This window comes from Bacillus salacetis (assembly GCF_003581585.1).
In the GTDB taxonomy this organism is placed as follows: Bacteria; Bacillota; Bacilli; order Bacillales; family Bacillaceae_B; genus Rossellomorea; species Rossellomorea salacetis.
In genome coordinates this window covers 317,415-331,984 of sequence record NZ_QXIR01000001.1, presented here as the reverse complement: position 1 = coordinate 331,984, position 14,570 = coordinate 317,415, and the positions used below count along the sequence as shown (strand labels likewise).

Genomic DNA, 14,570 nt, shown 5'->3' with positions numbered 1-14,570 from the left:
TCCTGAAAGGGTTTTCATGATTACATTATACTAGAAAACAGAGAAAGAAAAAATATTTTTCTGAAATCGCTTGCAAAAAGAAAAATATTTTTTATAATAGAGGTAACGCGAAAATAATTTTCACAACTGAGGTGTTTTAAATGCAAATCGGCATGATTGGGTTAGGAAAGATGGGTTATCAGCTTTCTTTGAACCTTACAGATCATAAACATAACGTTGTCGCTTTTGATTTGAATGAAGAAGCGATGAAAAAAATTTCCACTGAAGGAGTTCAAACAGCAGCAACAATCGAAGAACTCGTTTCTAAATTAGAAAAACCACGTACGATCTGGATGATGGTTCCAGCAGGGGACGCCACTGAATCTGTATTCGGACAAGTCCTTGCACACCTTGAAGAAGGCGACCGCATCATCGACGGCGGAAATGCTCATTATAAGGATTCTTTGAGAAGAGACGAGCAGGCTGCTGAAAAAGGTGTTTACTTCTTCGACTGCGGAACAAGCGGCGGAGTGGACGGCGCCCGATACGGTGCCTGCACAATGGTCGGCGGAAATGCAGAAGTTTTCAAAGAAATCGAGCCAATCTTCTCTGATATCTCGGTTGAAAATGGATACCTCTATACAGGCAAAGCCGGCAGCGGCCACTTCCTGAAGATGGTCCACAACGGAGTGGAATACGGCATGATGCAAGCTATTGCGGAAGGCTTTGAAATTCTCGAGAAGAGTCCATTCGATTTTGAATATGAAAAAGTGGCCCGTGTCTGGAATAACGGTTCGGTCATCCGTTCATGGTTAATGGAACTGACGGAAAATGCGTTCTCCAAAGATGAAAAGCTTGATGGCATCAAAGGGGTCATGCACTCATCAGGTGAAGGCAAGTGGACAGTTGAAACGGCTCTTGACCTGCAGACAGCTGCTCCGGTCATTGCACTGTCGCTGATGATGCGCTACCGCTCACTTGAAGACGACACGTTCACTGGGAAAGTCGTTGCAGCACTAAGAAATGAATTCGGCGGCCATGCTGTCGAGAAGAGTGATAAATAATACACTTACTTATCGGTGCCAGGCACAAAACAAGCATTTAGTGCCTGGCACCAAATTTAAAGCTTCAATAGCAAGCGTTTACAAACTATGAATCTACTTCTAATTATGAAAGGCAGGTATTGAAAATGTCTGATCAAATGTTAATTCTTGTGGCATTAGCCGGTATTTTTCTTCTATTATTCTTGGTTATCAAAACAAAGCTTCATGCTTTCGTAGCTTTACTGCTTGTGAGTTTGATTGTTGGTATCGCGGCAGGCATGCCGCTGGATGAGGTCGTTGCCTCGATTCAAAGCGGTATGGGGGGCACCCTCGGATTCGTGGCCGTCGTCGTTGGTTTAGGTGCGATGTTCGGCCGTATGCTTGAGGTATCGGGCGGTGCGGAACGTCTCGCGCAGACGATGATCAAAAAGTTTGGCCAGGATAAAGCACAGTGGGGCCTTGGCATCACAGGTTTCCTTGTAGCGATCCCTGTATTCTTCGATGTTGGTTTCATCATCCTGGTTCCGATTGTTTATGGTTTGGCTAAAAAGACAGGAAAGTCACTTCTATACTATGGAATTCCATTGCTTGCGGGTCTTGCGGTAACACACAGCTTCATCCCGCCGACTCCTGGACCGATTGCGGTTGCTGATCTTCTGGGTGCCGACCTTGGATGGGTCATCCTGTTCGGTTTCCTTGCCGGTATTCCTTCCATGATCATTGCAGGACCGGTTTTTGCAAAATATATCTCTAAAAAGATTCATGTTGTTGTTCCTGAATATATGAACGTTGAAGAAAAAGAGTATGACAAAGATCTTCCAAGCTTCGCGCTTGTAGCGTCACTAATTTTCATTCCGTTAGTATTGATTTTATTGAATACGGTTTCAGGTGTATTATTGGATGAAGGTAATACAATCAGAAGCATCCTGACGTTCCTTGGACATCCGTTCGTTGCTTTGACAATCGCGACATTGATGACATTCACTTTCCTCGGAACAAAGCGAGGTTACTCACGCCAGGATGTAGCAGATATCGCTACGAAATCTCTTGAGCCTGCCGGAATCATCATTCTTGTAACAGGTGCCGGCGGAGTCTTCAAGCAAGTATTGATCGATTCTGGTGTAGGACAGGTCCTTGGTGATATGATGGCTGGATCTCCGCTGCCTCCGCTTGTGCTGGCATTCCTGATTGCGACAGTCGTTCGTGTTGCCCAGGGTTCTGCGACAGTTTCAATGGTTACAGCAGCAGGTTTGATGTCACCGTTAATCGCTACGCTTGGACTGGAAGGCCCGATCCTTGGCTTGATGGTTATCGCGATTGCTGCCGGTGCGACAGTATTCTCACACGTCAACGACTCCGGTTTCTGGCTTGTGAACCGTTACTTCGGTTTGGATGTAAAAGATACATTGAAAACATGGACAGTAATGGAAACATTGATCGGTTTCGTCGGATTCGGTGTGGCGGTTATCCTATCATTCTTTGTAGCATAATATAATTAATTCAGACGAAAGGAAGGGCGGGAAACCGCCTCTTCCTTTTCTGCGTACGGGAGGATTTTCAACATGGCAAATTATTATATTGGCGTCGATATTGGTACAACAAGCACAAAAGCAGTGGTATTTGATAAAAAAGGAAGAGCGGTCAGCCGTTTCGGCGTGGAGTATCCATTATATACACCGGTGCCAGGCACAGCGGAACAGAACCCGGAAGAAATCTTTCAGGCGGTCCTGACTGTCATAAAAGAAAGCATGATTACCGGAGGCGTCAGCGGGGAGGATATCCAATTCGTTTCCTTCAGTTCGGCGATGCACAGCCTGATTGTCGTGGATGAAGAAGGCCAGCCGCTTACGAACTCGATTACATGGGCTGACAACCGGAGTGCTGCGTGGGCTGATAAAATTAAGAACGAACAAAATGGACACGAAATCTACCTTCGTACGGGAACACCGATCCATCCGATGTCTCCTCTAATGAAACTTGCCTGGTTAAAAGAGGAGCGGCCTGAGCTGTTGGCTGTGAAAAACAAAATGATCGGGATCAAGGAGTTTGTTTTCCATCGGTTGTTCGGCGAGTATGTGGTGGACTACTCCATCGCATCTGCAATGGGGATGTTTCACCTGGAAAATCTTGATTGGGATGCAGAAGCGCTTGAAGTGGCAGGAGTGACAGCAGAGCAGCTATCCCGTCCCGTTTCTACGACTAAGTCACTGACAGGCTTGAAATCTGAATATGCGAAGATGATGGGACTTCCGGCAGAAGTTCCGTTCATTGTCGGGGCAAGTGATGGAGTATTATCCAACCTCGGAGTCAATGCGATTGAACCGGGCGTTGTTGCTGTGACGATCGGGACAAGCGGGGCGATTCGTGCTGTCACTGACCGTCCGGTTACAGATCCGAAAGGCCGGATCTTCTGTTATGCGTTAACGGAAAATCACTGGGTCATCGGCGGACCGGTCAATAATGGCGGGATGATTTTCCGCTGGGTCCGTGACGAACTCGCCTGGTCCGAAATGGAAGTGGCGAAACGACTTGGAAAAGATCCTTATGAAGTGCTGACAGACATTGCGGAAATCATTCCTGCCGGTTCAAATGGCCTGTTGTTCCATCCTTATATGGCTGGCGAGAGGGCTCCGCTGTGGAATGCAAATGCCCGCGGTTCGTTCTTCGGTCTCGGCATGCACCATAAGAAAGAACATATGGTCAGGGCGGTACTTGAAGGGATCGTCATGAATCTGTACAGCGTCCTTCTGGCACTGGAAGAATTGATCGGAACACCGACGAAGATCCAGGCGACAGGCGGATTCGCCCGTTCAACGCTGTGGAGACAGATGCTCGCTGATATCTTTGACGGAGAAGTGAGCGTACCTGAGAGCTTCGAAAGCTCCTGCCTTGGTGCCGTGGTGCTTGGCATGTACGGCCAAGGCGAAATCGACTCGCTCGATGTCGTCGGGGACATGGTCGGCTCCGTCCACTCCCACAAGCCTAACAGGGAAAACTCAGAAGTGTACCGCGAGCTGATGCCGATCTTCATCCGCATCCCGCGGCTGCTCGAAAATGAGTATGAAGCCATAAGCGAATTCCAGCGAAAACACTCCTAACCATTCCGGGGACAGTCCCCTGTTACTTTAGCGTAACAGGGGACTGTCCCCGACTGCTTTAAAGCACTAAAGCGCCTCAGTAAAAAATATTAAGGAATTGCGAAAAACTTATGTAAATTTTGTGAATGTTGTCGAAATAAATAGTAAGACAATTTCGTAAAGTATCCTCTTTAGTAAAGAGGATATCATTTTGCCAAAGTAATAGTTCTAATTTCACAGTCTTAATTACATAAGGTGAGGGGTCGGAAGATGAGTAAACTGGGGAACATGTTCAAACGGAAGCCGAAGGATAAGGTGAAAAAGCAAAAGCAGCCTAAGAAGCAATCTGCTTCGAATCATCGCATGTGGAATAACATGAAGATCGGGCAGAAATACATAACAGCGTTGAATGCCACAATCGTTCTTTTCTTAATTTCATCCGTCATTATTTTCATGCAGTACAATACCATCAAAAACAATATCGAAGAAGTGGATGTCAGCAATGTCCGCTCTGTGGAACTGACGGAAATGGGAAGCATCTTCCGTGATAAGTCGCTGCTGCTTCAACGCTATGCGAATGAAAAGGATCCGCAGATTGTTGAAGACTTTAAGGCTCAGGAGGAATCATTCACGAATTTCACCAAGTCACTGGCTGCCCAGATGAATTCGAAGCAGGAAAAGGAATTATTTAGTTTCATTATTGAAAGTGATAAAGAACTGAACAGCCTTTTCCATGATGAGGTGGTTCCGAGTGTAGACCGAAATTCAACGGTCCTTCTTGATACGACATTGAAAAAAGCCGGCATCATTGCACCGAATACAGTTAAAAAGCTTAATGATCTCCGTGCCATAGTTTTAGCAGATAAAGATGCTGCCCTTGAAGAAGCATACGATGGCATTGCCCATAGCAAAATCATCATGGTTGTTGCAATCATTGTCTCTGCAGTATTGGGGATCGCCCTTCTAATCATCATCAACCGTATGATCTCCAGAAGCCTGAACAGAGTCGTCAAGACAGCTAATGCCATTTCTGAAGGAAAGCTGAATGCCGATGAACTGACCTACCTCGGAAAAGATGAGGTGGGGCAGTTAAGTTCAGCAATCAATAATATGAAAAATAACCTGTCTTCCATGGTAAGAGACATGCGGAAGGTATCGGAAACCGTAACCGAGCAAAGTGCTACATTGTCGCAATCTTCCCTTGAAGTGAGGGAAGGAAGCTCGCAGATTGCCGTTACGATGCAGGACCTGACAGCCGGTGCCGACCAGCAGGCAAACTCCGCATCAGAGTTGAATGAAATGATGATGATTTTTACCAAAGCCGTCGAAGAATCCAACCGTTTTGGCCAGGAAGTCAGTGAGTCTTCCAAAATCGTCCTTACTAAAGCAGAAGAAGGCTCAGCATTGATGTCTGAGTCTGTAGAACAAATGAAGAAGATCTATACAGTGGTGGAAACATCAGTTGAAAAAGTCGAATCGTTAAAAGCGCGTTCCAACGAGATCTCAAGTCTTGTAAACGTCATCCAGGGAATCGCCGACCAAACCAACCTGCTAGCCCTGAACGCTGCCATTGAAGCGGCGCGTGCCGGTGAAAGCGGAAAAGGCTTTGCGGTCGTGGCAGAGGAAGTAAGGAAGCTCGCCGTCCAGGTTTCTCAGTCCCTTGAAGGGATCTCGAAAGTCGTTCACGGCATCCAAAACGAATCCAACACCATCGCTTCTTCGTTGAATGATGGATACACAGAAGTCCGGAGCGGTACTGAAAGCATTGAAAAAACAAAAGACAGCCTGACCGCGCTTGGCGATCAGATTTCGTCCATGGTTCATAACATCGACAGAATCTCTACGAACCTGGTGGAAATCAACAGCAAAGGATCTGAAATGAACCAGTCGATCGAAAACATTGCCTCCATTTCAGAGGAATCTGCCGCTGGTGTCGAACAGACGTCCGCAACCGTCCAGCAGTCCACAAGCGTCATGGAGGAAGTGGCCCGCAACGCGGAAAGCCTGAACGACCTTGCAGACAAGCTTGACGTATTGATCCGCAAATTTGAAATTTAATAGACTTTAAAAAATCCGGCGGGGTGGTGCCCGCTGGATTTTTTTGTTCTGCAGGTGCCAGGCACCACCCGGTTTTTGTCGAAGGAAAAAGGGAATTCCATCCATAAGCAAAAACAGCACTCATCTTCTTCTAAATATTGTATGATGTAAGATATTCATTTACAGAAATAGTTTTACAAGGTTAAACAGAAAGAAGGAATACATATGGTCAGATTATATGGTGCACTCATCACCCTCAGTTTGATATGGGGGCTTTCGTTTGTGTTCATCAAAGTGATTGTCGACCCCGCCGGTGTGTGGGGAACGACTTTCCTCAGGTGCCTTGCCGGGATCTTGATCCTGCTGCCGCTGTTCATCAGAAATCGGATGAAAAAACAGAAGGCTCCTCTTCCAAAAGGGAAATTATTAATCGTGGGTTTGATGAATGCAGGCCTTCCTTGGTCCTTGATTGCCTGGAGTGAGACGCAGATCAACAGCAATACCGCATCCATCCTGAATGCAACAACACCACTTTGGACGGCATTGATCGGCTTTGCGTTGTTCTCAGTGGTATTAAACAGATTTCAATGGATGGGCATCTTGGTAGGGTTCTTGGGGATCCTCGTGCTGATGGATTTCCAGGTGGCAGGATTGTTCACATCCAATTTCATCGGCATCGGCACCATGCTTCTGGCAACCATCTGTTACGGGTTTGCAGGACAGTACACAAAGCGGGCGCTTCAGGGAGTCAGCATGGTAGCCATCTCAACCTTTCAGCTTCTTGTCGGAATGGCAGCCGGCGTCGTCGGCATGCTGTTCACGAGGGGCATTGAGTGGGGAGCGCTGGCGGAACCGAAAGTCATTCTATCCATTATCGGATTGGGATGCTTCGGCTCAGGGATTGCGGCACTGCTTTACTTCTATGTGCTGACAAACGGCAGCCCGGAATTTGCTTCAACCGTCACCTATCTGATCCCGGCCTCCGCGATGGTCTGGGGATTTGTCCTGTTGGGAGAGCCGATTACCTCGAACCTCATCCTTGGACTCGTCATCATCTTTGCAGGTGTCTTCCTTTCATCAAGGAAAGGAAAGAAGGGAAAAGTCGGCAAAACACTGGCAAACTAAGGCTTTCCAGCAGTTAAACAAACGTTTGATTAACAGACACTTTAACGCTTCACCGCAGCCGGGGACAGTCCCCTGTTACTTTAACGTAACAGGGGACTGTCCCCCACTGCTTTAACGCGGTAAAGAGGTTTTTTCCAGATTGTAATGCAAACCAACCCTTTTTCATATAAAATGTTCAATATACATACATTGAAACAAGACAAGTTACCGGTTCAGCCCGGTAAAATAAACGTTAAGGCAGGTTACTTTTAATGAAAACGGCAATTGTGACGGATAGTACGGCCTACATCCCCAATGAATTGCGAGATCAATATGATATAAAGATGATTCCGTTGAGCGTCATCCTCGGCGGTGAGTCCTACCGGGAGGAAGTTGATATTTCCGCAAGCGACTTTTACCAGGAAGTCAAACACGAAGAAAAACTCCCGACCACTTCACAGCCATCAGTAGGAAGCTTCGTCGAACTGTATGAAGACCTGGCTAAAGAGTATGACGCGGTGATTTCCATCCACCTTTCGAGCGGCATCAGCGGTACGTACCAGGGCGCCGTCCAGGCAGGAGACATGGTCGAAGGAATCCAGGTCTACCCTTACGATTCTGAAATCAGCTGCATGGTGCAGGGATTCTACCCGATTTATGCCTCGAAGCTCGCCTCAGAGGGAGTGGAACCTGAAGAGATCGTTCAAAAACTGGACGAAATGAAAGAAACCGTCAGCGCTTATTTCATGGTCGATGACCTGGCACATCTGCAAAGAGGCGGACGCCTTTCCGCCGCGCAGGCCATCATCGGCAGCCTGCTGCAAGTCAAGCCGCTCCTTCATTTCCAGGAGAAGGTCATCGTCCCGTTTGAAAAAATCCGCACACGTAAAAAGGCGATGAAGCGGATCGTCGAACTGCTCGACAATGATATTCAAAAAGGATATCCGATGCAGGTCGTCATCATCCATGCCAATCGCGAAGAAGAAGCGGAAAAATGGAAAGAAGAACTGGAAGAAAAATATCCTGACACGGACTTCTCCGTCAGTTACTTCGGCCCCGTCATCGGCACTCATCTCGGTGAAGGCTCGATGGGCATGGGCTGGTCCAGAAAAATGTGAGGAAGCAAACCCGCTGGGATTTCAGCGGGTTTTTCCAATTACAAAAAAGGAATCGCTACTCCAAAAGAGAATATAAAAAGAAAAGGAGTGTTGCATTTGCGATTTCACTATACAACAGAAAGAATAACCCCTGAAACCCTCGCCACTGAAATGAACCAACCCCTCACCCGGATTTCCGACCTGCCAGACGAACTCCGCAACCAAGCCCTCAACCAATCCTACGCATTCAATCCAGAACTTCAAACCCTTCTGGAAGGCAAAGCCCTCCTCCCGGAAGAAATCCCCCATTCACTAAAAGAAATCCACGAACACTACGAAAACGGCTGTCTCATTTACACTAAAGGAGTCCAAACAAACAGGGGCCGGCCGTGCTGCACACGCTGCGGAAATCAGGACTCTGCCCTCTTCGCCACCTTTCCTTGCAGCCGCTGCGGAGAGGACTGCACCTACTGCCGCAAATGCATCATGATGGGCAGGGTCTCGCAGTGCTCACCGCTCATCCAATGGACAGGCCCGTCCAAAAATAGAAAGATAGAATCCTTCGAATGGGAGGGAACCCTCTCTCAAGGCCAGCAAACCGCTTCCGACAAAGTAGTACAAGCCATCACCCAAAACACCGATCTCCTCGTCTGGGCAGTCTGCGGTGCAGGAAAAACCGAGGTGCTTTTCAATGGCATCCACCAGGCTTTAAAAAACGAAAAGAGAGTCTGCATCGCCACCCCAAGAACCGATGTCATCCTCGAACTCTTACCACGCCTGCAAAAAGTATTCCCCGCCGCAAATCCCATTGCGCTCTACGGTGGAAGCGATGACCGCCACAAGCATTCCCAGCTCGTCCTCACCACCACCCATCAGCTCTACCGCTACCATTCTGCTTTCGACGTCACCATTGTCGATGAAGTCGATGCCTTTCCTTACTCCTTTGACCAAACACTCCAGTTCGCCGTAAAAAAAGCCCGAAAACTGCAGTCCTCCCTGATTTACCTCACTGCCACGCCCGACAGCAAACTGCAAAGGGAAGCAAAGTACGGAAAACGAAACACCGTCACCATCCCGGCGAGATACCACCGCCACCCTCTGCCGGTCCCATCATTAAAATGGTGCGGAAATTGGAAACCAAAACTGGAAAAAGGAAGGCTCCCTGCACCCATCACACGCTGGACGGAAGCGCGAATCACCACACATAAACAGGCCCTCATCTTCCTCCCAAGCGTCAAAACAATGAAAAAAGCACTCCCGCTTTTCCAAAAGCTCCATCCCGGCATCCTCTCCGTCCATGCCGAAGACCCCGAACGCAAAGAAAAGGTCCAGAAAATGAGAGACGGCGAGATTCCAATCCTGCTTACAACCACCATATTAGAAAGAGGGGTCACGATCCCGAATATTGATGTCGCCGTAATGGGAGCTGAAGAAGATATTTTTACCGAAAGTGCCCTTGTGCAGATCGCCGGACGTGTCGGCAGGAGCGCCAGGCATCCTTCAGGTGACATCACCTTTTTCCACTACGGCAAGACCCTCTCCATGATCAAAGCGATCCATCATATAAAAGAAATGAATCGTCAGGGCGTCAAAAGGGGGCTGCTCAGCAAATGAACTTCCACTGCCTGAATTGCCACAGCGAAATCGACTACCACATCACCTGGAACTCCTTCTTCTTCACACCAAAAGAGTTATGGCTCTGCGGAAAATGTTCCTCACAGCTGCATCCCATCGCAGGGGAGCGGTGCCAAATCTGTTCCCGCCAGTTGTCCCTCCTCGAACCTCAATATATAAAAGAAGGAATATGCCTCGACTGCATCAGATGGGAGCAGGATCCAATACACACAAGTGTACTGACGCAGAACATTTCCATATATAATTACAACGACTTTTTAAAAGAATACCTCGCCCGCTTCAAGTACAGAGGAGATTATGTTTTGGTAAAAGCCTTCACTCAGGCGGTCCAGCAGGAAATTCACAACCTGGAAGCCGACCTCATCACGACGATTCCATTAAGCTCCGAACGCCTGCAAGAGCGGGGCTTCAACCAGGCAGAGGCTCTCGCAAAGGAATCCGGCCTCACCACCCAACAGCTCCTCGTCCGCCGACACTCCGAAAAACAATCCAAAAAATCAAGACAGCAGCGGATCGCCAGTGAAGAGGTTTTCCAACTGCCCCCCGACCTCACACCGGACATCACCCACAAATCCATCCTCATCATCGACGACATCTACACCACCGGCACCACCCTTCGCCAGGCTGCTAAGCTCCTCAAGCAGGCAGGAGCCGGCAAAATATCTTCCCTGACAATAGCAAGAGGCTGACAATACTAAACAGAAGGACAAAACAGCCGATATATAGGATAAGAGCAAGAACGGGAGGAGAACAACATGTCTGAACTGCTGAACTGTCCAAAATGCAATGAACTTTTTATAAAGAGCCAATTCCGCGATACATGCGAAAAATGCTATAAGGAAGAAGAAAAGAAATATGAAGAGGTGTATCAATTCCTGAGAATACGGGAAAACCGTGCAGCTTCCATCGAGAGGGTCGTCGAAGTGACGGGGGCCGAAGAAAAACTGATTCATAAATGGGTGCGCAAAGGCCGTCTGCAGACGGCGCATTTTCCGAATATGGGTTATCCATGCGACAAATGTGGAAGAATCATACCGAAAGGCAAACTCTGCGGGCAGTGTACCGATGAATTGACCCAGGACCTCCAGAGGTTATCATCAGAAGAATCCTTTAAAGATCACAAGAAAAGAGCGCAGCAATCCACCTACTATTCAAAATAGGAAGAAACACCCACGGGGTAAATACTAAACAAATTGAAACCGCATCCGATATAATGGATATAACGATGAGCGGAAAATAGAAAGCGAGGGATGCCTCATGAAAATCAACAACCTTAATAATTCAGGAATCAATCCTTATAAACGCCAGTTGAATAAAATCGACCAGGCGGCCAAAGCAAACGTACAGAAAGCCGACAAGCTGGAGATTTCTTCCGCAGCCAAAGAGATGCAGGAAACATCCAGGCTGACGAAGGAAAGGCAGGCAAAAGTGGAAGCGTTGAAAGTCAATGTTGAAAATGGCACGTACAAGCCGGATCCGCAGAAAATAGCCAAAGGCCTGATCAATTTCTACCGTAACTAACAGGAGGTGCAGACATGCAAGCTCAATCACTGATCACCACATTGGAAAAACTTCATAAGCTTCACAGGAGCTTGTATGACCTGTCACTGGAAAAGACAGACTCTATCAAAAAAGGCAATACCGAAGCCCTGAATGATTTTATAAAAAAAGAGCAGAATCATATTTCCGCTATCAATACCCTGGAAAATCAGCGGCAGAAACTGGCTGCTGATTTCCTTCTGCAAAGAGGGGCGTCAGCAGGGACACCGAATCTCTCGGAAGTCATCCGCCATGCCGATGATGGGGACAAGCCTGAACTGGAGAGGCTGAAAGCAGAACTCCTGGCACTGACAGTGAAATTAAGAGAACAGAATGAACTGAACCAGAAGCTTGTCTATCAATCTCTTCAATTCGTGAATATGAACCTGTCCATGCTGCAGCCGCAGCCGGAACAGACCAATTACAGCCGTCCTACAGAAAACAAGGGACAGCCATCACAGAAATCGATGTTCGATTCAAAAGCATAAAAAGATTTGAAACGGAGGCCACACCATGCGTTCCACTTTTATGGGGCTTGAAACTGCCAAGCGCGGGATGTACACCCAGCAGGGAGCCCTGCACACGACAGGACATAACATTGCCAATGCCAATACACCGGGATTCACCCGCCAGCGCGTGAACTTTGAACAGACAGAACCTTATCCATCCCCATCCATCAACCGCCCGCAGATCCCGGGACAGATGGGAACAGGTGTGGAAGCAGGTTCGATTCAGCGTGTCCGCGAAAAATTCCTTGATATCCAGTACCGCGGGGAAAACAACAAGCTCGGTTACTGGGAGACCAAGATGGAAGCCATGAAGAAGATGGAAGAAGTCATGAACGAGCCGTCTGACTCAGGCCTTTCCAAAACGATGGACATGTTCTGGCAGTCGCTGCAGGACCTGGCAGTCAATCCGACAAATTCAGGAGCGCGTTCCGTTGTGCGCCAGCGTGGAGTGGCAGTGGCTGAAACGTTCAATTATGTTGCTTCTTCACTTTCAAGCATCCGTACTGATTTGAAAAATGAAATCAATGTAACGGAAAACCAGGTCAATTCCTTAACAAGACAGATAGATAACTTGAATAAAAGAATCGGCGATGTCGAACCGCACGGGTATCTGCCGAATGATCTATATGATGAACGCGACCGCCTCATCGATGAGCTGTCAAAAATCGTCGATGTCCAGGTTACATACAAATCAAGCGGCGGCGGTGCACTTGATATCGCCGACGGACAGGCGACCGTCAAACTGATGAATGAAAATGGTCAAGCCTCTGCCGTCCTCGTAGGCGCAGGAGGGGCGAATGCCATCAAAGTCGAAGCAGATGGACCGAATGGGATCATCAGCAAGATCAAAGTCGGAACGATGGAAGTCAGCCCTGAAAAGTTCACCTCTCAAGGCAAGCTGCAGGGATTAATCGAGATGTACGGCTACCAGGATTCTTCCCAGGGCGGAGTGAAAGGTGTCTACACTGACATGCTTTCTGAACTCGATAACCTCGCCTTTACATTTGCAAAAGAATTCAATGAAATTCATGCTGATGGAATGGGACTGAACGAGATTGAGGCAGGAGAGAATGTGAAGAATGTTTTCTTCACGGATCCGGCTCAAGGCACTGATGGCAAACCTCTGCCGAATGATGCAGATCCATTGACGAATCACCTCGGACCAAGAGAGGGCTTTGCCAGCCGCATCGGCATCTCGCAGGTCATTAAAGATGATCTGGACAACATCGCATCTGCATCAGGTGAAAGACCTGATGAAGCAGCAGCCGGGGATTCCTCTGTAGTGCTCGAGCTTGCGGACTTAATCAATAAATCTCTTGAATATAAAGAAGGAAGCAGCGAAGAAGCAAACTTCCGCAACTACTATGAGGGAGTAATCGGCAATATGGCCGTCATCTCCCAGGAATCAGTCAGGCTCACAAGCAACAGTGATGTCCTCCGCCAGGCGGTGGACGAACGCAGGATGTCCGTCAGCGGCGTCTCACTTGATGAGGAAATGACGAACATGATCAAATTCCAGCATGCCTACAACGCATCAGCAAGAATGATCACACTGCAGGATGAAATGCTCGACAAAATCGTCAACGGTATGGGTACCGGTGGAAGATAAGGATGGTGAATTGATATGCGGGTAACACAAAGTATGCTGACAGCAAACTCCATGCGAAACTTAAGCTCATCCTATGACAGAATGGGCAAGCTTCAGGATCAGCTGGCCACAGGTAAAAAAATCACCAGGCCTTCCGACGACCCTGTCGTGGCGATGAAAGGCATGTTCTACCGCTCGAACCTGACAGGCATCGAGCAGTATAAACGAAACCTGTCAGAGCTCTACCTTTGGATGGAGAACTCCGAAGCCGGAATCGATCAGGCGAACCAAGGCCTGCAGCGTGTCCGTGAATTAACGATTCAGGGAAAAAATGACACACTGAGCCCGGAAGACCGCCAGGCAATCGCCAGGGAAATCGAACAGATCAAAGAGGACCTTGTAAACGTCGCTGATACCCAGGTAGCGGGGAGATACATCTTTCACGGAACAGATGTCAGCAAGTCACCAATAGCGGATAAAGGCAATGCCGGCACAGCACCGCAAGTGGCAGCCAACATCGCGGACAGTTCCATCGATAACTATTCAATCGAAGTATCACGTGGGGTCTCATTAAAAGCCAACGTGAATCCGAACAATGTATTCAGCCAAAAGCTGTTCGATACCATTCACAACATTCAAAATGCCTTTGAATCTGGCGATATGTCCAGTATGGATACACAGCTGGAAAACCTCGATTCAGTAACAGACCAGCTATCAGCAGAGCGTTCTGAACTTGGCGCCCGCTACAACCGCCTGGAAATGGTGGAAGACCGTCTGATGCAGCAGGAAATCACCGCCAGCCGGGTACTTTCAGATAACGAAGATGCTGATATTGAACGAGTCATCACTGATTTAAAAACACAGGAAAGTGTACACAGAGCAGCGCTTGGTGTGGGAGCAAGAATCATCCAGCCGACTTTGATGGACTTTTTGCGATAAGAAACAGAAGGGGACCGGCCCTC

At 48.0% G+C, this 14,570-nt stretch carries 13 protein-coding genes and 1 pseudogene; all 14 read left to right on the top strand.

Features of this window, described 5'->3' with window-relative positions:
• Window positions 1–140: 140 nt before the first annotated feature.
• Complete coding sequence (gnd, locus tag D3H55_RS01605) at window positions 141–1,043, top strand: phosphogluconate dehydrogenase (NAD(+)-dependent, decarboxylating) (protein ID WP_119545143.1); 903 nt, start codon at window positions 141–143, stop codon at window positions 1,041–1,043.
• 125 nt (window positions 1,044–1,168) lie between these two features.
• Entirely contained in the window at window positions 1,169–2,512 is a 1,344-nt protein-coding gene (locus D3H55_RS01600) for a GntP family permease (RefSeq protein ID WP_119545142.1), read from the top strand.
• Window positions 2,513–2,584: 72 nt separating this feature from the next.
• Window positions 2,585–4,120, top strand: coding sequence for a gluconokinase (gene gntK, locus D3H55_RS01595; protein ID WP_119545141.1), 1,536 nt, complete (start codon window positions 2,585–2,587; stop codon window positions 4,118–4,120).
• Window positions 4,121–4,369: 249 nt separating this feature from the next.
• Window positions 4,370–5,215: pseudogene (locus D3H55_RS25450) on the top strand (HAMP domain-containing protein); the annotation flags it as partial.
• Window positions 5,210–6,157 (top strand): methyl-accepting chemotaxis protein, encoded by a 948-nt coding sequence (locus tag D3H55_RS25445; protein ID WP_420808725.1) that lies wholly within the window; start codon window positions 5,210–5,212, stop codon window positions 6,155–6,157. The pseudogene D3H55_RS25450 and the gene D3H55_RS25445, both read left to right, overlap by 6 nt.
• A gap of 204 nt (window positions 6,158–6,361) precedes the next feature.
• On the top strand, window positions 6,362–7,261 hold the full coding sequence (locus D3H55_RS01585) for a DMT family transporter (RefSeq protein WP_119545139.1): 900 nt from the start codon (window positions 6,362–6,364) through the stop codon (window positions 7,259–7,261).
• 251 nt (window positions 7,262–7,512) lie between these two features.
• Window positions 7,513–8,358 carry a DegV family protein gene (locus D3H55_RS01580; RefSeq protein ID WP_119545138.1) on the top strand — a complete coding sequence of 282 codons (846 nt, stop codon included), beginning with the start codon at window positions 7,513–7,515 and terminating at the stop codon, window positions 8,356–8,358.
• A gap of 96 nt (window positions 8,359–8,454) precedes the next feature.
• Window positions 8,455–9,951 carry an ATP-dependent helicase ComFA gene (locus D3H55_RS01575; RefSeq protein ID WP_420808722.1) on the top strand — a complete coding sequence of 499 codons (1,497 nt, stop codon included), beginning with the start codon at window positions 8,455–8,457 and terminating at the stop codon, window positions 9,949–9,951.
• On the top strand, window positions 9,948–10,661 hold the full coding sequence (locus D3H55_RS01570; RefSeq protein WP_119545137.1) for a ComF family protein: 714 nt from the start codon (window positions 9,948–9,950) through the stop codon (window positions 10,659–10,661). Before D3H55_RS01575 ends, D3H55_RS01570 begins: the two co-directional genes overlap by 4 nt.
• Window positions 10,662–10,727: 66 nt before the next feature.
• Window positions 10,728–11,132 carry a TIGR03826 family flagellar region protein gene (locus D3H55_RS01565; protein ID WP_119545136.1) on the top strand — a complete coding sequence of 135 codons (405 nt, stop codon included), beginning with the start codon at window positions 10,728–10,730 and terminating at the stop codon, window positions 11,130–11,132.
• Between the two features lie 97 nt (window positions 11,133–11,229).
• Window positions 11,230–11,493 (top strand): flagellar biosynthesis anti-sigma factor FlgM, encoded by a 264-nt coding sequence (gene flgM, locus D3H55_RS01560; RefSeq protein ID WP_119545135.1) that lies wholly within the window; start codon window positions 11,230–11,232, stop codon window positions 11,491–11,493.
• 14 nt (window positions 11,494–11,507) lie between these two features.
• Window positions 11,508–11,999, top strand: a complete 492-nt coding sequence (locus tag D3H55_RS01555; RefSeq protein WP_119545134.1) for a flagellar protein FlgN — start codon at window positions 11,508–11,510, stop codon at window positions 11,997–11,999.
• Between the two features lie 25 nt (window positions 12,000–12,024).
• On the top strand, window positions 12,025–13,629 hold the full coding sequence (gene flgK, locus D3H55_RS01550) for a flagellar hook-associated protein FlgK (protein ID WP_119545133.1): 1,605 nt from the start codon (window positions 12,025–12,027) through the stop codon (window positions 13,627–13,629).
• 15 nt (window positions 13,630–13,644) lie between these two features.
• Window positions 13,645–14,547, top strand: coding sequence for a flagellar hook-associated protein FlgL (flgL, locus tag D3H55_RS01545; protein WP_119545132.1), 903 nt, complete (start codon window positions 13,645–13,647; stop codon window positions 14,545–14,547).
• Window positions 14,548–14,570: the final 23 nt, after the last annotated feature.